This is a genomic window from Enterococcus sp. DIV0755f, assembly GCF_051713725.1.
Taxonomy (GTDB): domain Bacteria; phylum Bacillota; class Bacilli; order Lactobacillales; family Enterococcaceae; genus Enterococcus_D; species Enterococcus_D casseliflavus.
In genome coordinates this window covers 1-19,095 of record NZ_JBIOQL010000002.1, presented here as the reverse complement: position 1 = coordinate 19,095, position 19,095 = coordinate 1, and the positions used below count along the sequence as shown (strand labels likewise).

Below are 19,095 nucleotides of genomic sequence, written 5' to 3'. Positions count from 1 at the left end.
ACTAAGGGCGCACTTATACCCACTAACTTACGTTTGTGTGTAATGTGATATAAAATTTAACTTTCATTTAGTTTTATCGTCAAGCGTGTTTGTTAAAATTCGCTACGCTCATGTTTGAAAAGAAAGAGAGGTGATACAATTGGCAATCTTCCATTTATCTATGACAATAGCAAAAAGAGAAGGCGGAAAAAGAAGTTTAATCGCAATGGCTTCTTATCGAAGTGGTGAAAAATTGTATAGTGAACTATATGAAAAAACTAATCTATACAACCATAGAACTGTTAAACCAGAAGCTTTTATTTTAAAACCTGATTATGTACCTAATGAGTTTTTAGATAGACAGACATTATGGAATAAAATGGAATTAGCAGAAAAAAGTCCAAACTCTCAACTTTGTCGAGAATTAAATGTAGCATTGCCAATTGAATTAAATAACTCAGACCAAAGTATGTTGATTGAAGATTTTGTAAAAGATAACTTTGTCAGTGAAGGAATGATTGCAGACGTAGCTATTCATAGAGATGATGAAAACAATCCTCATGCTCATATTATGTTAACAATGAGAGAAGTAGATAGTGAAGGTAATATTCTAAATAAAAGAAAAAGAATACCTAAACTAGATGAAAATGGCAATCAGATTTTTAACGAAAAAGGACAAAGAGTAACAGTTTCAATAAAAACTAATGATTGGGATAGAAAATCTCTTGTTTCTGAAATTCGTAAAGATTGGGCTGATAAAGTCAACCAATATTTAAAAGATAGAAATATCGATCAACAAATTACAGAAAAATCGCATGCGGAACTTGGAAAAAAAGAACTACCAACAATTCATGAAGGTTTTTACTCAAAAAAATTAGAAGAAAAAGGAGTTATAAGTGAGTTAAAAAGAAAAAATTTAGAAATTCAAAGTTACAATGATATTCTAGCCGAACTTGATAAACTTGAAAGTCAAGAGAAAGTGTTAAAACAAGACCAAAACTTCACTTTAAAATTTGAAAAAACTTTCTCGCCTTTAGAAAAAGGAGAACTGAAAAATCTTTCAAAAGAATTGAAATTATTTATTAATGATGAAAACATTGATAAACGATTAGGTGAATTAAAACGATGGGAAAATTCACTTATCTTTAATAATAAAATGGAAATTCAAAAACAACGTTTGATGTTAAGTAAAATTAGTAGTGAACGAGATATGCTTACAAAGGCAAATGAAATTTTAGATAAACAAGCAGAAAGATTCTTCAAAAAATCTTATCCAAGTTTGAATATTGACAAATTTTCAAATCACGAAGTTAGAGCAATGGTTAATGAAACCATATTTAGAAAACAGTTATTGAATAAAGACCAGTTAGCAGAGGTCATTTACAATGAAAGAGTAATAGAAAAAGAAGAAAGTAAAAAGATTTTTAAAGAAAAACCATTTCAAACTAGCCGTTATCTTGATTCAAAAATTAAACAAGTTGAAGATAGTATAACAAAAGAAAATAACCCTGAAAGGAAAGAAATTTTATCAATTAAAAAAGAAAAACTAATAGGAATAAAACAAGGATTGATAGAATATGTTCAATCAGAAGTTGAAAGAAAATTTGATAAAAATGTTTCAATCGATTCAGTCATAGAAGGCGAAATGTTACTTGCAAAAGCTGACTATTACAAAACAACTGATTTTTCTAAAGTCGAAGGAGTTGCTAGATTCAGCAGTGAGGAAATTAATTCCATGTTGGAACAATCAAAAGGCTTCTTAACTAACATTCAGACGGTGAAAATTCCTAATGATTGTCAAGGTGTATTTTTTGTTCAAGATAGCATGAAACATATTGATGAACTAAGCCCATTAGCAAAACACAATCTGAAAAAGGTCGTTAATCGCAATGCTTATTTACCTGATTCTGATAAAATAGAATTAAGTAAAGAAATTGAAAATACCAATAAAGATCAATCCCAAGAATTGGATAAAGACGTACCAGAAAAAAATGAAGTGACTGTAAAAATGTTCCAATTTGCGAAGTCAATTAATCGTTTGTTGAGTGGTAACCAACTACAGAAAAAACGAAACCTAGACAAATTGATTAAGCAAACAAAAGCAAAAGAAAATCAATCATTACAAAGGAATATTCCTTTGCGATAAAATAAAAACAAGAGGTGTATAAAATGAAAAAATTTATCAAAGATACAAAGTTTAAGCTTGGAAGTGCGGTTGTTGCGTTGGGTACATTGTTTATTACTGATCCAGTGTTTGCAGCCACTGATCCACAAGCGAAATTAGTTCAAGCGGGTAACACTATAAAAGGTGTTTTAACAGCCTTAATTGTTGTAGTTGGTGGGATTGCTTGTGCGAAGATTGTTATTAAATACTTGCCGTCTATTGATGATCCACAAGAAAAAAATACCATGTATAAAGCCTTGGGAACAGCCTTGCTTGTTACGGCATTAGGTGGGGCGTTGGTTTGGTTAGTACCTTGGGCGTATGGCTTACTTGCTTAATAGAGAAGGGAGTTAGTTATGAATAGCGATCAAGTGAAACAAGCCCTATTAGATTTGTTAAATGCAGACACTGAAAAAGGGCGGACTTGGTTTTTTCCGTCCAATGTATCTGATCGGTACACAGTCATTTTAGGGCTAGATTTAAAACAATCAGCAAAAGCGATCGGTACGGCATTAATAAGCGTGCTATTGGCAATTCTTATTTTCCGTAGCACAGCCGTTTTTCCTTTAATTATCTATGTCATTGTTGGTTTGGTATCATTTGGTGGTGTATGGGCGTTTTATACGATTAAACCAATTACAGACCGACCTAACATTTCTATATCTGATTTTATGAAGCAAAGAAAAGACTTTTCTAAAAGACCAAAAGTCTATTATAAAAAGCCAAAAGAACGAGTGTAAAAGAGAGGTGATTTAATTGTTTGATTTTCTAAAAACAAGTTCCAAAAGTAACGATAATAAAAAAACCGATACGATGAAAGAAATGATTTATTGGGAAGATAGTTCCCGATTTCAAGGCGTGTTTAAAGACTTTTTTGTCGTTTATCAGCCAGAAAAAAAGCAATTTAGCCTTGTGAGTATGCTAAAAGTTGACGGCTTAAACGTTGATACCTTGCCAGTATCAGAGCAAGAAGGGTTAAACGAAGATTTTGGTGTCTTTCTATCTCAAAACGTTCTATATGAACCGCAGATCACTTCTAAGAATGTACCAGTAGAAATTGACGATTTTGTAGAAGCCTGGGGGAATACAGTAGAAAATTATCGCAAAATGCCAGGGCATAACGAAGCTTTATTACAACTAAAGGCTAGTTACTATTATCATTATAGAAATTTAGCAAGTAACATGGAAACTTCAAAGAAACAACATTTTGTAATTAATTCTGAACCAATTTCAAAGGAAACTTACGACAGTTTGGAATTGTCCTATCAAGTGTTACGCGATAAGACAAGAACAATCAGAACAGCTTTAATTGCATTTTTAAGTAAATATGATTGTCAGATTGAAATGTGTACGATTGGCGAGATGAAAAAGGTTTTGAATAGTTAGGAGCGTTAAAATGGAGAAGATACCAAAAGAGAAAATTATTGTAATACCCGAAGTTGATACGGACGTTGTATCTGATTTAGCACCATTTAATTTTACAATAGAACGTGACAAATTATTAATCGATGATTCATACGCAGTTCCCTATGTCATTACAAAATACAATAATAAACCAAGAGGAAATTGGTTTAATCGTATTCGTAAAATGAGTGGAGATATAACCATATCTCATTACTACACTAAAGCAAACGGTAACTCATTGAATGATTATTACAACAGAACCATTAAGAACAAGCAAGCAGAGATCGATCGTTCGCATGATCCGTTGACGATTATCCGTTTAGAACGTGAAATGAAAATTGCACAAACGCAGTTAGAACAAGCCGTTGACGAAAACACTTCTTATCTTTATTTATATACCTATGTTTTGATCAAAAGTAAGTCCGAAGATAAGCTAAAAAAATTGTGTGAAGATTTTGAAACACGTTGTATCGCAAGTGGAGTAAAAGCGTTAATTCCATATACTATGATTGATAAGGCGTATTGGAGTGCATTACCGTTACAATCTAATGAAGTACCTGAATACACCTATACAATCGCTAATTCAATCAGTGCAAGCAGTATTTTTCCTTTTGATGATAATGAATTAAGTGTATTTACTAAAAATATGATTATCGAGGGAATCAATAAAGATACTGAAAATATTGTTAGTATTGATTACACCAATAGAAAATTAGTAGTCAATCGTAACAAATTTGTTTTTGGTCTATCAGGTGGAGGAAAAACCACTTACTTAACGTCAGACTATTTAAAAAAATATGCTTTTTCTGATAATTCAACAGAACTAAGACACAGAATTGTTTTATTTGATCCCGAAGATGAACAAACAGAACGTGTACGTTCTCTAGGGGGCGAAATAATCAATCTTTCGTCTATGTCAGATGTTCGTATCAATCCGTTTCAAATCTACTCACGCAATACACCTGATGTCGATTTAAAAGAATCCTTATCCGATTTTGAAGAGGACGAACTTGTAGAAAATCTTGAAATAAAGCACAAAGATTTTGAAATGACTGACAATGATATTGATAAAGAAATCAGTAAACGAATGAATATTTTAACGCCATATTTCCTAATGGTGGATCACTCTTTGACTGATAGTCAATTATCTATTATTAAGTTAGAAGCTAAAAAATGCTATACGAATTTATACGAAAAGAAAAACTTGTCGAAAATGGAAAACACCGATTTTCCAACATTTTCAGACTTAGAAAGTCGATTGAAAGCATTAGAAGAAACTGATCCCAAACGATACAAGCGAATTGAAGATTTTATTTATTCATTAGAAGATTTTACAATCGGAAGCCGTACCATATTTAACGGTCATACAAATATTGACTTAAATAATCCGTTAATTTGCTTCTCTTTGCGAGATTTACAGACCGAAGAAGGAATCAGAGATTTAGCATACCTCAACAGCTTTAGTTATCTATTTGAAGAAATAACCAACAATCCGCAAATTGTAACGTCTGTTTATGCAGATGAATTTCACTTTTTATTGAAGAATAAAATTAGTGCTGACTTTTTCTTCCAAGCATATAAACGCTTTAGAAAATACAATGCTGATTGTACCGTATCAACCCAACAGATTGATGATGTATTAAAAGCACCTGATAATATCGGTAAAGCAATTATTGGGAATAGCTTTACAAAAGTGTTTTTTGGACTTGATGAAACGGAAGCACAAGGTATTTCAAATGAGTTGAAACTTAAACTCACAAAAAAAGAATTATCGTTCATTACCTCAAAACGTCAAGGGGAAGCTTTACTTTTCCATGGTACAAAGCGAGCAAAGATAAAAGTAGATTTAACACAGGAAGAAATGCGTTTGCTTAACCCAGGCGAATATGAAGATATTTACGGCGTTAGTCCGAAGAAAGAGATCAACTGGTTGTTAAGATCGAAAATTCAATAGAAGGGAGAAAATAATGAAATACAAAATCTTGAAAAATTTGCAATTTTACTATCAAGAGAATGTAATTGTCGTTCAAATAAACGAAAAATATTTGACGAATCGAGAACATATTTTTGATATAGAAGAAAGTGAACAATATTTTGTTGATGTCGAGGAGATTTTGACCAAAGATGGAAAGCTAGAAATTGTTTATCACCGACCTAATGGCTATACACCACTACTAGATTTAAAAGAATATGCTGATTTTTATAAATTGGATATAGTGAATCGATTACTTGAAATGAATGTACTTGAGAAAACGAACACTTATCTAGCAATGCAAAATATTCTACTCAAAGATACACGTGACTTGCTATTTATTTATAAAGCAGATCATTTTGATAATTTGCCTTACTCAACTAAAGAAGAATTAGAGCAGTGGAAAAATTTTATTTGTAGTTTTTTTGGTAAATTTTCGCTTGAAAAGTATGAGAAGAATCGTATTGAGGTTCTAACAAAAGAAAAAAATTCATTTTTAAATGATGTAGAAGCAGTTGAAAGTTTGGAATCATTAAGAGATTTAATAAAAAATCGAGTAACCGAAGAACAAAAGAATTTCTTTTCTGCTGAATTACAGGATAAGAAAGCAGACGTCCGAAAAATTCGCAGAAATAAAAGCTTAAAAATTGCGTTAGTTGTAGGTGTTATTGCGTTATATGGCGGTACGGTTTTTCTTATGAAAGTAAATGAGAAAAAACAAGTTACGGCTACACAGCAAAGCGCAGAAACAGAGATCACTATTTTAAATAAGATTATTGATAATGATAGTGAGAATATCGAAGAAGATATGCAAAAACTCAACTATCCTAAAAAAAAACAAGTTGATATTTACGTGAAACTTGGTGACTACACTAAGGCTTATGAACTTGATAAAAAGTCAGATAAAAAAATTATTCAAAGTCTGTACAAACAAGGGGAAACCGAAAAAATAGAAAATCTTGATTTGCCAGGAAGCGACTATTTAGCAGACTTCAAAAAGATTTTAGCGTATGACAACTCAACAGATATTGAGTATTTGGTTCAAACTAGTACCGATACAACAATTGTTGAAGCTTTAATCGATAAATCAGTAAAAGAAAAAGACATTCCAACAGTGAAAAATATTCGTCAGGTATCAATTACACAAAAGAAATTAGCAATCGATCCTAAACGTCAAATCAGCATGATTGACTTATTGATTGAAAATAACAGTGAAGAATTAGAAAACATGTATAAGGATAATTCTTTAAATGACGACTTGAAGAAAAAACAAACCAATGACTTGTTAGAAGAAAACAACACATTGCTTAGTGAAAAGATTGAATTAACAAACGCTGAAAAAGATTAGGAAGGTTGGTGATTTCATATCATGGGAGCAACAGCTGCTAAACTGCTTATTCGTTATCGAAAACCGATAGCGAAAGCAATTTTAGGCTTTTTCGTCTTTATCATTGTAATCTTCCTTCTTATTTTTAATAACGATCAAACAGCCCCTAATGGTGGACTAGCGACAGAAAACAAAAATTTAAGTGAATCTGTTTTGAGGTACAAAAGCACCGTTGAAAAATATGCTAGGCAATATGACGGTATGGAATATGTACCTTATATCTTAGCACTCATGCAAATTGAATCAGGTGGTGAAGGTGGCGACCCTATGCAATCAAGCGAAAGTTTAGGACTGCCCCCGAACACTATTAAAGACCCCGAACGAAGCATACAACGAGGAGTAGAGTTTTTTGTAGAAAATATGAAAAGCGCTATAAACCGAGGATCAGATATAAAAACAGCTCTTCAAGCGTATAATTATGGCGGTGGTTTTGTTGATTTTGTAGTGAAGAATGGCGGAACGTATTCTTTTGAGTTGGCTAAACAATTTTCTATTAATATGTCAGGTGGCGAAAAGGTACCTTATGTAAATGCTTTATCTACTTCAATGGGCTACAATTACCGCTATAACTACGGAAATATGTTCTATGTGCCAAAATTACTTGAATACGTTAACGAAAGCCAGGCAAGCGCAGAGGGCGTTCAAAACAATTCTAATAATACTGGCGTTGTTCAAGTTGATGTACCTAGTGAGTACAAAAATAAATTACGTTATCCAAGATATGACGGACATAACTATAATACCAGTGGCAGTTATCCTTTTGGTCAATGTACTTGGTACGCTTTTAATCGTATGGCTCAAATAGGAAAACCAGTTGATGATTTTATGGGCAATGGTGGCGAATGGGGCTATAAAGGGAAAGCTTTAGGCTATAAAGTAACAAATAAGCCCAAAGTAGGTACGGCAATTTCTTTCCCTCCAGGTTCTTTTGGTTCTGATCCAGTTTACGGACACGTTGCCTTTGTAGAAGTCGTAAATGCAGACGGTACGCTTCTTGTATCAGAGTGTAACGTAGTAAACCCAGGAAGCGGAACAATCAGTTATCGAGTAGTGCCAGCTTCTATTGCAAACATTGCAAGTTATGTTGAATAAGGAGAGGAAGAAATGGAGTTTGACAAAATAAAAGTTAGTTTGTTTATCTCAACGCTTGTGTTACTTGTGGTTACCATAGGCATGATTGTTTTTGGAATAAGGCAAGGCGAACAGATCCGTCACTTAAAAAGTGATTTAAAAAGCGTACAGACGGAACTAGCAGACAAACAAGCGGAACAAAACACTAACCAAAGCGAATCGGAAAAAATTATCAAAGAATTTTACAAGACCGTTTATAACTACGAAAAAAGCCAAAAAGAAATATCTATGACAACGGTTAAAGAATTAGCGACAGACAACGTTTATCAAGAATTACAAAACGAGATCAACGTAAACAATTCATATAGCCCACAACAAAACACGATTCAAAAGTCTTCAGTAAACGAAAATGAAATAAAAATTCTTGCTTATGCAAGTAAGGATAATTCACAGCAATATCTAGTAACAGCACCGATTCACCAGGTTTTTAACGGTACAAAAAATGATTTTGAAATAAACCAAATTATCCAAATTAAAAACCAACAAATTACTCAAAGAACGACCATTCAATTAGGAGAGGAGTAGAAGCATGGCAAAGAAAAAGCAAGAGCAAGTAAAACTGATTATCCTAGTTATACTCTATCTACTATTATTACCAGTAACATTGATTGTGTTTAAATTATTACCTTTTATCATTGCGAATGATACAAATATTGAATTGAGTACCTTTGTTACAACTATTTTAAAGCACCCGATCAATACTTTTTTAGAGATTATTCAATCTACTTACATGATTCCGTTCTTCATTGTACAAATCATTGTTTTAATTATTTTATTTGTCTTTCTTCACCCTACCAAACGCCAACCGTTTGAGGTTGTCGGGAAAACAAACCCTGTTCATGGATCGGCTTATTGGGGGGAAGAATCAGAAATAAACGCACCCAAAAATGTTCATTTGATCCCTGAAAAGTCAATGAAAAAGATATTAGAAAAGTCAATGAGGAGGGGGAAAAATGAGTAGTTTGTTAGCAGAATCAGACGGTTTAGTATTAGGGAAATTTCAAAGCGGAAATGTTGTGATCCAACCCGAAGATAGCAAAATAAGTAATCGAAATATTTTTGTCGTGGGGGGTCCAGGATCATTTAAAACACAAAGTTATGTTTTGCCTAATGTTGTAAACAATCGCAGTACGTCAATTGTTGTAACTGATCCAAAAGGGGAAATCTATGAATTAACCAATGAGATAAAAAAAGCCCAGGGCTTCAAAACAGTTGTGATAAACTTTAAAGATTTTTTACTAAGTTCTAGGTACAATCCATTACTCTATATTCGCAAATCAAATGATACAAACAAGATTGCAAACGTCATAGTATCAGCAAAGAATGATCCCAAACGGAAAGATTTTTGGTTCAATGCACAATTAAACTTATTAAATACGTTGATTAAATATGTTTATTTTGAATATGAACCAAGCGCAAGAACAATTGAGGGTATTTTAGACTTTTTAGAAGAATTTGATCCACGCTATAACGAAGAAGGTGTATCAGAACTTGATGAACAATTTGAGCGTTTGCCAGACGGACACGAAGCAAAACGCAGTTACTATTTAGGCTTCCGACAAGCACAAAGTGAAGCAAGACCAAACATTGTTATTAGTCTATTGACGACTTTACAAGATTTTGTTGATAAAGAAGTATCAGAATTTACCAGTACAAACGATTTTTTCTTTGAGGAATTAGGAACGTCAAAAATTTGTTTATACGTGCTAATTTCCCCATTAGATCGAACTTGGGACGGCTTAGTGAACCTCTTTTTCCAACAAATGTTTACAGAGTTATATTTTTTAGGGGATAAGCACAACGCAAAATTGCCAGTACCTTTAGTTATGTTGCTAGATGAATTTGTAAATTTGGGCTACTTTCCGACATACGAGAATTTTCTTGCAACGTGTCGAGGGTATCGTATTTCAGTTAGTACCATATTGCAATCTTTGCCCCAGGGCTTTGAACTTTACGGAGATAAGAAATTTAAAGCGATCATTGGGAATCATGCCATTAAAATATGTCTAGGTGGTGTAGAGGAAACGACCGCCGAATACTTTTCAAGACAAGTAAATGATACAACAATCAAAGTATATACAGGCGGAACAAGTGAAAGTAAAACGTCCGCAAAAACGACTAATCGAAGCGGTAGCAAGTCAGAAAGTTATGGTTATCAGAAAAGGCGTTTAATTACTGAAGGCGAAGTGATCAATTTACAACAAGAAGAAAATGGCAGAAAAAGTATAGTGTTGATTGACGGTAAACCTTATATGCTAAGAAAAACGCCACAATTTGAATTGTTTGGAAATCTTCTTAAAAAGCTTGAAATTTCACAGCAAGATTATATAAGCAGTCAAACGGAATTTGCCAAAGAATACATTGAGGAGTTGGAAAAACAGCACAAACAACGAAAAGTGCAACTAGCAAGCGCCCCAATTTTTCACGAGAAGAAACAAGAAAATGATTTGAATAAAAAAGAAATAAATCTACCTGAACAACCGATCGAATCAGAAGTAACAGAAGAAGAGGAAGAAAAAGAACTATTAATGAGTGATATTCTAAGTAGTTTTGATGAAGGTATAGAGGAAAACACAACCAACAATGACAACAGCGAATTACCATTTTAAAGATCGGAGGAAATCAAATGAATGGATTGAAAGAATTTTTTGGGAATATCCCAATGTTTCAAAAGCAAGTAGAACGAGAAATCGAAGAAAAAGGAATTGAACCTAGTGAGAGGATAAAAAAATTGGAATTTAGCCGTCAAGTGATCCGTAACGTAGTGATTGGCGTTTTAGTTGTCGGTATTCTTGCTTTTGTTGGCGTGTCGTATTTTAACAATAAGAATCAACCACCAGTGACAGTAACAACCACAACCACAGAAAGCAAAGAATCAAACGCAGGCACAGAAGCCACAGAAACAAGCGCAGAAGCTGTTCAAGGGTCAAGCGACCATTTACTCAAACTAAGCGCCAAAGAACGAGCAGAGGAAGCGACAGAAGCATTTGAGAGTTGGTACACCTCTTTTTCTAATGGTGACGTGATTTTAGAGATTAACAAAGAGTTATTGAAAGAAGGATCAGGCGGTACAAGCCCGATTGAATTACAAACGAAATTGATCGATAACTTAAAAGCCAAATTTGGCGATAAGGTATCAGATGATTTCTATACAGGCTTGCAAGCAAGCTTCAATTTCAATCCAGTGATCGTTGACGGTACCAAAGGGCTAACGATTTCTAAGCAAAATGACGATAAAAGCCAATGGTTGCGTACCTGGTTCTTAGATACAGAGAAAACAGAACAAAATACAAAAATTGTGTTGCGCAATGATTTTTCACCCGAATATTTTGATTGGAGAAAAGATTCAGAAAGTAGCGATAAAACTAAAAATTTATTGACAGAAATTGATTGGGCGAATGATTTAAGCTATGAAACCATAGGCATTTCACTTATGCACTCTAGTAAAAAAATCGAGAGTCCTGAAATTGTATTCGTTGTTATGAAGTATAGTGACAAACTTGCTAAATGGCAGGTTACAGGGTCGATTGGAGGTATTATTCAATGACGTTAGCAAATGATATAGGAAATGCAGTAGGCGAAGGTGTTTCAAATGTTACCGAGGCTATCTCTAATGTCTTTGAGGGCGTAAAAGAGAGTGTGGATAGTGTATTGCACCCTATTGATAGCTTGTTAGGCAGTTGGGGCAGTGACTTGTTAGAAGCCAGTATGAAAATTGCGAATAAGACGACCTTTGATATTCCTAATATCCAATTGATTAGCACGATTACGAACGTCTTTGTTTTTGCAACGACAACCTTTGCGATTTGTATTGTGTTGTATAAGGTCATTGAAGCGCAAATACAAGCTTCTAATGGGAGTGGCGACGCATTGACCGCTACTATTGTTCAAAAGCTGTTTTACTCGTCTATTGCCTTAGCAACGTTGCCCTGGGCAATGAACTTTTTTATCAAAAAGATTGTTGCACCAATCGGTGAATATGTGATTCAACAAGTCGCTAATGATTTGAACGTGGAAACGATCGGCGAACGATTGCGTAATTTCTTAGTTTCCAATTTCTTTAATGGTGGTGTTAGTGCCGTTGTTCTCTTTGTTTTTGTGATCTTCTTTGCCTTTTCCATTGCCAAGTATTTTGTAGCGATCTGTGTCTTTTATGCCGATTTCTTGGTACTGACTATGTTGACACCGTTAGTCGCCTTATCCCTTTTAACGGACGAGCAAAATTACTTTCAAATATGGATCAAAGAATTGTTGTCCGAAGCTTTAACCATGCTAATTAAATTGATTCTCTATTTAGCAATGATTACCCTCATGATTGCTGAAAAATACACGTTACCAAACTTTATGTTAATGGTTGGATGTGGCTTGTTGATTATTAAAACACCGTCTGCCCTACAAAATATGTGGTATTCAACCAAAGTGTCAAAAGGTGGCGGACTAGGAAACTTAGCTATGATGGCTATGTTTAGAAAATAAGAGAGGGGGAAAACGATTGTCTTATTATTTTGAAATACGTATTATTCTTCCTGAAGAAGAAAACCAGTTTCTAAACCGAAAGTTAAGTAAGAGTGAATTATCCGAAGTCACACACTATTTACAACAAAAGACAAGTCGAGGAATTCCAGTTAAATTTCGTGTAGGTATCTTTAGAGTAGAAGATCAAACAAAAATTATGTCTGTTACGCTGAATACAAAAAATACCAAAGAAACGGACGTAATTAACTTGTTATTAAATCGAGTAACAGATCAACACGTTTTAGTTTACTTGAATGAACCAATAGAACCAACGCTTAATACGCAAGAATTAAATCGTCAGGAGTTAAAAACGAGTAATGAACGCCAAAAAATACCGCAGACAGAAATTCCAACTGAAACAGTAAATGAACCTAGTGTTATTAAGGAAATATCGAAAAAGAACCAAGCAAAACAAACGAATAGTAGAAAAGAATCACTATCAGAATCCATAACCAAGAAAAATGTTCCCAGAATTCATTTGTTCGTATCTATTTTGGCTTTATTTATTGTATTATTGATAGGAGTAAGTGTTATTCAACAAGTACAACTTCAATCAGTAAAAAAAGAGAGCGAATCATTGAAAGAACAAATTGAACGTGTCAAAGAAACGGATATTTCCCAATCAAAAATAGATACATTTGGTAGATACTTTTTAACTTATTATTTTTCACAAGAAAAAAATAAAGAAAATTATCAATCTAATTTAAGAAATTATGTATCAGAAAAAGTAGATATAGCTGATTGGGAAGCGTTAGGGAAAACTCTTAAAAGTGTTAATTATTACGGTAGCGAACAAACAAAAAAAGGGTATAGAGTTGAATACCTTCTAAATGTTTCAGTAGACAATCGTAGTAAAATGCAAAAAATCACTTTTGAGGTTGAACCAACTAAAAACGGCTTTCTTGTGACAACTCAACCAAAACTTACAGACTTCTCTTTTAACTGAAATACGCTAAAAAGAGAGTGCTTAAACAATGGGAAAAATTAATTTAAATCAAATTTACACAGCAAAAGAAATGAGTGAAAGGATAGGTAAGAATAGAAACTACCTATCTCAAGCTTACCGTAACAACAAACATGAAATACTTAAAAATTTTAATTATCGAAAAATTGGTGGAACAATTATTTTCTCTGATAATCCCAATAATGATTTATCGCAATTGATTACAGCAAAAGAAGCAAGCCAGTTGTTAGGAAAGAATGATGAATACTTTGCCCACATTTATAAACGGTTTCCTCATAGACTAGAGGGAATCGATCACATTTATACAGGTAAAACATTATTCTTAACGAAAGAATCGCTAGAAGCTTTTAAAAAAAAGATGAATAAAAATGTCAGATAAAGCATATTTGTGATATGCTATTTATGTACACAAATACTAATTTTTAAGGAGAGAAGAAAATGAAAAAAATTGCACTTTTAACACTTTTTAGTACAGCGCTATTGGTATCAGCACCGCTTGTCAGTTTTGCAGACGAAACCGCAAGTAGCAGTGATATTACTATCTTAGCCGATGATGATCCAGTCGTTCCAGTAGAGCCGACAGACCCGACTACTCCAGTTGATCCAGTCGATCCAGTCGATCCAGTCGATCCAGTTGATCCAGTCGATCCAGTCGATCCAGTCGATCCAGTTGATCCAGTCGATCCAGTTGATCCAGTTGATCCAGTTGATCCAAGCGAACCAACAGAACCAAGTGAACCAATAGAAGAGCCAACGGAACCGACAGAACCAAGTGAACCAGTAGAAGAGCCAACGGAACCGACAGAACCAAGTGAACCAATAGAAGAGCCAACAGAATCAGCAACTAACCCCAATGTAACTGACAATCCAACAGAAAGCCCAGTAACGACCGATCAAGGGCATGTAATTGTTGCTGTTGAAGATAGCAAACCAATTGTTCAGCTGGCAGATGGTACTACTCAAAAAGTAGAAGCTAGTGAAATTGGCGCAACTGTACAAAATGATGGTACGGTTGCTGTTACAGGAAATGACGGAAAAATGAAAGTATTGCCACAAACAGGCGAAAAAGAGACTATTGCATTATCTATCGCTGGTATCTTTATGATCCTTACAGGTGGATTTTCCCTATTTAGACTTAACAAAAGGGATAGAGCCAAAAGCTAAGTAACAGAAGTTGACAATTTAATTAAATAGCTTATAATAGAAGATGATAGATGAGTGGTTAAAACGTCTAAGCCACATAAAATAATGATATGACGCGTTGAGTGGTCGAAACGTCTAAGCCACATGAAATAATGATATGACGAGATGAAATCAAACTTACGAAAGGCATCTTCTTTTAAGCAATTAAGAGAAGGTGTCTTTTTATACAGTTTGAGAAATGAGGAAAGCGCTTTGAGTTCAGATAAATTTGTATATGTGATCAATACCTCAAAAATATTAAAAGATAATAATATATCGATTGCAGTTGATAACAAAAATATCATTCAAAAGGATAATAGACCTTATTATGTTTCTATTTCTTTGAATAACGATTATTCAGCTTTTGTTCCAATCAGAACAAATCTTACTCATAAATATGGTTTTATTACAAAAGGAACAGGCAGACAAAGAAGCGGACTAGATTATACGAAATCTTTGATCGTTGAAACCAAAAAGATTCAACAATATCTAATTCGTGAGACAGGGATTTCTTTTGCAGAGTATACCAAAATTCAAAAAAACCATTCATTGATTTCTAGGAAATATAAAGAATTTATTTTTGATACATTTATACCTATTTATGAAAAGAAAAAAGAGAAACGTACTGAAACTGAAAATAGGGTTTTTGATTTTTCTAGCCTACAATATTTTGAAGATACGCTTCAAAATATAAAAAAAAAATAAAGATCGACTTAATAAAAAAGCATAGTATAGAGGTTGTGTAGTTGCTATTCTTTTTTTAGGCCCTACTTTAATGAGATTTTTGTTTGGAGGGGACGACTTCATTCCTTTGATTATTTCAGTTGAATTTAATAGAGAAGCCTGGCGTCTATTAAAAAATACTTTTCTTGATGAGCGTCAATTTTTTTAACGGAAATCTATCCTATACTAAATTCAGTAAAGAAAAAGGAGGAATCAAAGAAAGCTATTTTAAACAAACCAAAATTATAGGAGGAATAAATCATGACTGAAAATAAAGCTACTCAAGAAAGAACACCCCAAGAAAGATTGCAAGAAGAACAAGAACACAAGGAACATGTTCATCATACGAAAATTAATGCAGCGGCCATTGCGGATCATCTTTTAGGCAACATGCATACATTACATGTGAAACTGCACCAATATCACTGGTATGTAAAAGGAGCCAATTTCTTTACGTTGCATGAAAAATTTGAAGAGTTGTATAACGAAAATGAAAAATGGTTCGACAAACTTGCGGAGCGTCTAATTACTTCTGGGCATAAACCTGCTTCGACAACGGTTGAATTTGAAAAATATTCGATGCTTTCGGAAGATGCAGTTAATAAATACGCTAAAGCAGAAGACATGGTTGAAAATATTATCGAGGACTTCAGAAGCACTCGTGACCTAACTATTCGCGCGATTCGTTTAGCTCAAGACGAGGGTGACGATGCTTTAGAAGATACATTGATTGCTTTTAAAAATGACTTAGACAAGAACATTTGGATGCTGCAAGCGTTCATTGGTAAAGAAGCATTAGAAGATGATGACGCTCTTGATGAGGATGAAGATTAAGGTAAAAGTAGAAGCTGATTTAGGGATTGGAATTCTTTCCAGTCCTTTTTCCATTTTCTTGATGTGCATCAATTTTTTTGTAGTAAGAGACTTATATAATAAAAGCAGCGAATATAAACAAAATAAATAAAGGGGGAGAATGAATTGACTAAACATACCCATCATGAAAATGGCGACCACGCAGCCTGTATCCGCTTGGTTCCAATATTCAATCACTTAGAGGATAGCGCGATGAATTACATTGCTGAAAAAGCCCACACGAAACAGTATCAAAAAGGAGAGTTTCTGTTTCGCTCGCAAGAAAAAGAGGATACTTTATATATTGTGAATCGCGGAAAAGTCCGCATCTATCGCTTGTCTGATTCTGGCAAAGAGCAACTAGTTCGTATTTTGAATCCGGGTGACTTTACGGGAGAATGGACGTTGTTCAATCCTGATGCTGTGCACGAGGAATACGCAGAAGCAACCCGAGATACGTCTATCTGCATGATTCAACAACATGATGTACAAGAGTTTCTAAAAGAGTATCCTGCAATTTCGTTAAAGCTGCTAGGAGAGATGTCGCAGCGGTTAGAAAGCTCCGAACGTCAAACCGCACAAGTAGCCGTGGAGAGTGTCATTACCCGTTTAGTTTTGTTTTTGGCAGAAAATGTGGAACCTGAAATGGGCAACTCTCCCACCATCACCCTGCCGATGGCAAAAAAGGACATTGCTTCCTATTTAGGAACGACACCTGAGACCATCAGTCGCAAATTTGGAGAATTGGAGGACGAGGGATTGATTCAACAGCTGTCTGGGAAAAGGATCAAGATTCAGAATTTAGATGATTTATTGCTTTACAGCGAATAATCGGACACACTTTTTTCTACACGCTGGTGTTCTGTCGCTCTTTATTAACAACGGGACAGAACTCAGTGCTTTTGCTTCCATCTGTCCGTTTTTGGCTTTTTTAAGACAGAACGACCTTCATTCATTGGAAAAATAAAAGCACAAACATGATAACCCTCAAGTTTTTTTGTTTTATTTTTCTTTAAGATAGGGCTGTCGAACAAAACGTAAAAATAAGTAGGGGTGAATGTGTATTATTTTTGGGTGATAGTTGCCATCACGTTGTCAGTAGCGGGTGCATTCTTTGTCGTCCCTTTCACCAAGAACACGATTGGCGGCGAAGCAAAAACGCCTAACGTTGTTGAGGCAGATAGGTTAGCTATGGAAAAAGAAGAGGAAGTTGTGAAAGGAGCCGGCGTAATCGGACACGGAAAAGTGGCGTATTACGAAGCGAGTGACCAGGTAGATAAAAGTGTATTCACTGTTTGGTTTCCATGGAGCTTAGCCGGAATCTTGTTCAGCATCACCATGACTAGAATGACGCGAAAAATTGAAGTAATGGAGCAAATAGAATGGAATTCGTATTAGGCGTTTTGAATCCCCATGAGGTGGAGATTGGTTCTGTTGTGATTCATTGGTATGGAGTCATTATTGCAGCGGGCATATTAGCGGCTCTCCAGTTGAGTACCAAGGAAGCAAAGAAAAAAGGACTGGAAGAGGATACCATTATCGATATGGCCTTATGGGCAATTCCGATTGGACTCCTCGGCGCTCAGCTTTATTATGTGTTATTTGAACTTGGTTATTATCTGCAAAATCCAGGACAAATCCTTGCGATTTGGAATGGCGGCATTGCGATTTATGGGGATTGATTGCAGGAGGGGGTACGCTATATTGGTATGCAAAGAAAAAAGGTACTTCTTCGGTACTCGTTCTTGATATTTTAGCGCCCAATGTATTGTTAGCCCAGTCCATTGGTCGTTGGGGCAATTTTATGAATCAGGAAGCTCATGGTGGACCGGTTACTCGCCAATTCTTGGAAAATCTTTATTTACCTGAATTTATCATTGAACAAATGAATATCAATGGTACCTACTACCATCCGACTTTTTTATACGAGTCATTGTGGAGTTTGTTGGGCTTTGTCCTCATCGTCACTATACGGAACCGAAAACAGCTTTTACGTCAAGGAGAAGTCGCTTTGAGTTACGTTTTGTGGTACTCAGTGGGTCGGTTCTTCATTGAAGGTATGCGAACGGACAGTTTATGGATTGGCGAGTGGATCCGCGTTTCGCAAGCCTTGTCTCTGGCCCTGTTTATTGGCGCGATTGCAATATGGTTTATACGCAGACAAGACTATCCACCAATTTCTTATTATTCTGATGGCAATAAGGGGCAGAAAAAGACTATTAAGATGGTGAATTGAGCAAAAAGATAAAAAGAAGTGCAGAACTTGATATGCGTCAATTTTTGTTTGCTAAAAGTGAGCTATATTACAGTTGTAAAGAGGAAAAGGCAGTATTCATTAATCTGCTGCCGATAAAATAAAAACATATAAAGGAGATAGGAATTATGGAAAAAGCTATATTGCAATTAGAAACGTTGTCTTGTCCAAGTTGTATGCAAAAAATTGAAGGTGCCGTAAAATCAGTTAACGGTGTTGATAAAGACAGCATTAAAGTATTATTCAACTCCAGCAAAGTCAAAGCCAATTTTGATTCAGCTGTCACTTCGATTGAAGAGATTCAAAAAGCTATCGAAAACGTAGGCTATCCGGTCCTTAAAACAAAAGTCAAGGCCGCTTAACAGATTAAATGAACTAGGCAATTCTGGAAGAAAAGCTATTTTTTCAGATTGCTTTTTTTGTTGCAATCCGATTCGAGGTGCTTAGAAACGATAAAAGAGAACTTTCTAAACTTGATGTCAGTCAATTAATTACTTAGGCAATTATCTTATACTGTGTTTATCAATAAAAGAGAAATTAAATTTGGAGGGAAAAAGCATGCAACAAT

At 34.7% G+C, this 19,095-nt stretch carries 20 protein-coding genes and 1 pseudogene; all 21 read left to right on the top strand.

Annotation, left to right across the window (positions count from 1 at the left end):
- Positions 1–139: 139 nt before the first annotated feature.
- Positions 140–2,125 carry a MobQ family relaxase gene (gene mobQ, locus IGI73_RS16205; RefSeq protein ID WP_438759298.1) on the top strand — a complete coding sequence of 662 codons (1,986 nt, stop codon included), beginning with the start codon at positions 140–142 and terminating at the stop codon, positions 2,123–2,125.
- 23 nt (positions 2,126–2,148) lie between these two features.
- Entirely contained in the window at positions 2,149–2,481 is a 333-nt protein-coding gene (locus IGI73_RS16200; RefSeq protein ID WP_000713503.1) for a CagC family type IV secretion system protein, read from the top strand.
- 18 nt (positions 2,482–2,499) lie between these two features.
- The gene (locus IGI73_RS16195) at positions 2,500–2,883 is read left to right on the top strand and encodes a glycosyl transferase (RefSeq protein ID WP_001083514.1); all 384 of its coding nucleotides are present in this window, start codon (positions 2,500–2,502) and stop codon (positions 2,881–2,883) included.
- Between the two features lie 16 nt (positions 2,884–2,899).
- On the top strand, positions 2,900–3,529 hold the full coding sequence (locus IGI73_RS16190; RefSeq protein ID WP_438759297.1) for a hypothetical protein: 630 nt from the start codon (positions 2,900–2,902) through the stop codon (positions 3,527–3,529).
- A 10-nt stretch (positions 3,530–3,539) separates the two neighbouring features.
- Positions 3,540–5,501, top strand: a complete 1,962-nt coding sequence (locus IGI73_RS16185; protein ID WP_108173624.1) for a VirB4 family type IV secretion system protein — start codon at positions 3,540–3,542, stop codon at positions 5,499–5,501.
- Positions 5,502–5,514: 13 nt separating this feature from the next.
- Positions 5,515–6,867 carry a conjugal transfer protein TraF gene (locus tag IGI73_RS16180; protein WP_438759296.1) on the top strand — a complete coding sequence of 451 codons (1,353 nt, stop codon included), beginning with the start codon at positions 5,515–5,517 and terminating at the stop codon, positions 6,865–6,867.
- A 21-nt stretch (positions 6,868–6,888) separates the two neighbouring features.
- Positions 6,889–7,998 (top strand): lysozyme family protein, encoded by a 1,110-nt coding sequence (locus IGI73_RS16175; protein ID WP_438759295.1) that lies wholly within the window; start codon positions 6,889–6,891, stop codon positions 7,996–7,998.
- 12 nt (positions 7,999–8,010) lie between these two features.
- The gene (locus IGI73_RS16170) at positions 8,011–8,562 is read left to right on the top strand and encodes a hypothetical protein (protein WP_438759294.1); all 552 of its coding nucleotides are present in this window, start codon (positions 8,011–8,013) and stop codon (positions 8,560–8,562) included.
- Between the two features lie 4 nt (positions 8,563–8,566).
- Entirely contained in the window at positions 8,567–8,998 is a 432-nt protein-coding gene (locus IGI73_RS16165; protein ID WP_002301637.1) for a hypothetical protein, read from the top strand.
- A complete protein-coding gene (locus IGI73_RS16160) occupies positions 8,991–10,646 on the top strand; it encodes a VirD4-like conjugal transfer protein, CD1115 family (RefSeq protein ID WP_438759293.1) in 1,656 nt (551 codons plus the stop codon). Before IGI73_RS16165 ends, IGI73_RS16160 begins: the two co-directional genes overlap by 8 nt.
- 17 nt (positions 10,647–10,663) lie before the next feature.
- A complete protein-coding gene (locus IGI73_RS16155) occupies positions 10,664–11,584 on the top strand; it encodes a hypothetical protein (RefSeq protein WP_438759292.1) in 921 nt (306 codons plus the stop codon).
- The gene (locus tag IGI73_RS16150) at positions 11,581–12,513 is read left to right on the top strand and encodes a conjugal transfer protein TrbL family protein (protein WP_438759291.1); all 933 of its coding nucleotides are present in this window, start codon (positions 11,581–11,583) and stop codon (positions 12,511–12,513) included. Before IGI73_RS16155 ends, IGI73_RS16150 begins: the two co-directional genes overlap by 4 nt.
- Positions 12,514–12,529: 16 nt before the next feature.
- Positions 12,530–13,498 carry a hypothetical protein gene (locus tag IGI73_RS16145; protein ID WP_413157952.1) on the top strand — a complete coding sequence of 323 codons (969 nt, stop codon included), beginning with the start codon at positions 12,530–12,532 and terminating at the stop codon, positions 13,496–13,498.
- A gap of 28 nt (positions 13,499–13,526) precedes the next feature.
- Positions 13,527–13,895, top strand: coding sequence for a hypothetical protein (locus IGI73_RS16140; RefSeq protein WP_032495652.1), 369 nt, complete (start codon positions 13,527–13,529; stop codon positions 13,893–13,895).
- A gap of 59 nt (positions 13,896–13,954) precedes the next feature.
- Entirely contained in the window at positions 13,955–14,680 is a 726-nt protein-coding gene (locus IGI73_RS16135) for an LPXTG cell wall anchor domain-containing protein (protein ID WP_438759290.1), read from the top strand.
- A gap of 144 nt (positions 14,681–14,824) precedes the next feature.
- The gene (locus tag IGI73_RS16130; protein WP_438759289.1) at positions 14,825–15,403 is read left to right on the top strand and encodes a hypothetical protein; all 579 of its coding nucleotides are present in this window, start codon (positions 14,825–14,827) and stop codon (positions 15,401–15,403) included.
- A 279-nt stretch (positions 15,404–15,682) separates the two neighbouring features.
- The gene (locus tag IGI73_RS16125; protein ID WP_002292150.1) at positions 15,683–16,255 is read left to right on the top strand and encodes a Dps family protein; all 573 of its coding nucleotides are present in this window, start codon (positions 15,683–15,685) and stop codon (positions 16,253–16,255) included.
- 144 nt (positions 16,256–16,399) lie between these two features.
- On the top strand, positions 16,400–17,104 hold the full coding sequence (locus tag IGI73_RS16120) for a Crp/Fnr family transcriptional regulator (protein WP_413157991.1): 705 nt from the start codon (positions 16,400–16,402) through the stop codon (positions 17,102–17,104).
- Positions 17,105–17,332: 228 nt separating this feature from the next.
- A complete protein-coding gene (locus tag IGI73_RS16115) occupies positions 17,333–17,671 on the top strand; it encodes a hypothetical protein (RefSeq protein ID WP_438759288.1) in 339 nt (112 codons plus the stop codon).
- Positions 17,656–18,509 (top strand): annotated as a pseudogene (lgt, locus tag IGI73_RS16110) (prolipoprotein diacylglyceryl transferase). Before IGI73_RS16115 ends, lgt begins: the two are co-directional and overlap by 16 nt.
- 146 nt (positions 18,510–18,655) lie before the next feature.
- A complete protein-coding gene (locus IGI73_RS16105; RefSeq protein ID WP_152133459.1) occupies positions 18,656–18,889 on the top strand; it encodes a heavy-metal-associated domain-containing protein in 234 nt (77 codons plus the stop codon).
- The last annotated feature ends 206 nt before the right edge of the window (positions 18,890–19,095 follow it).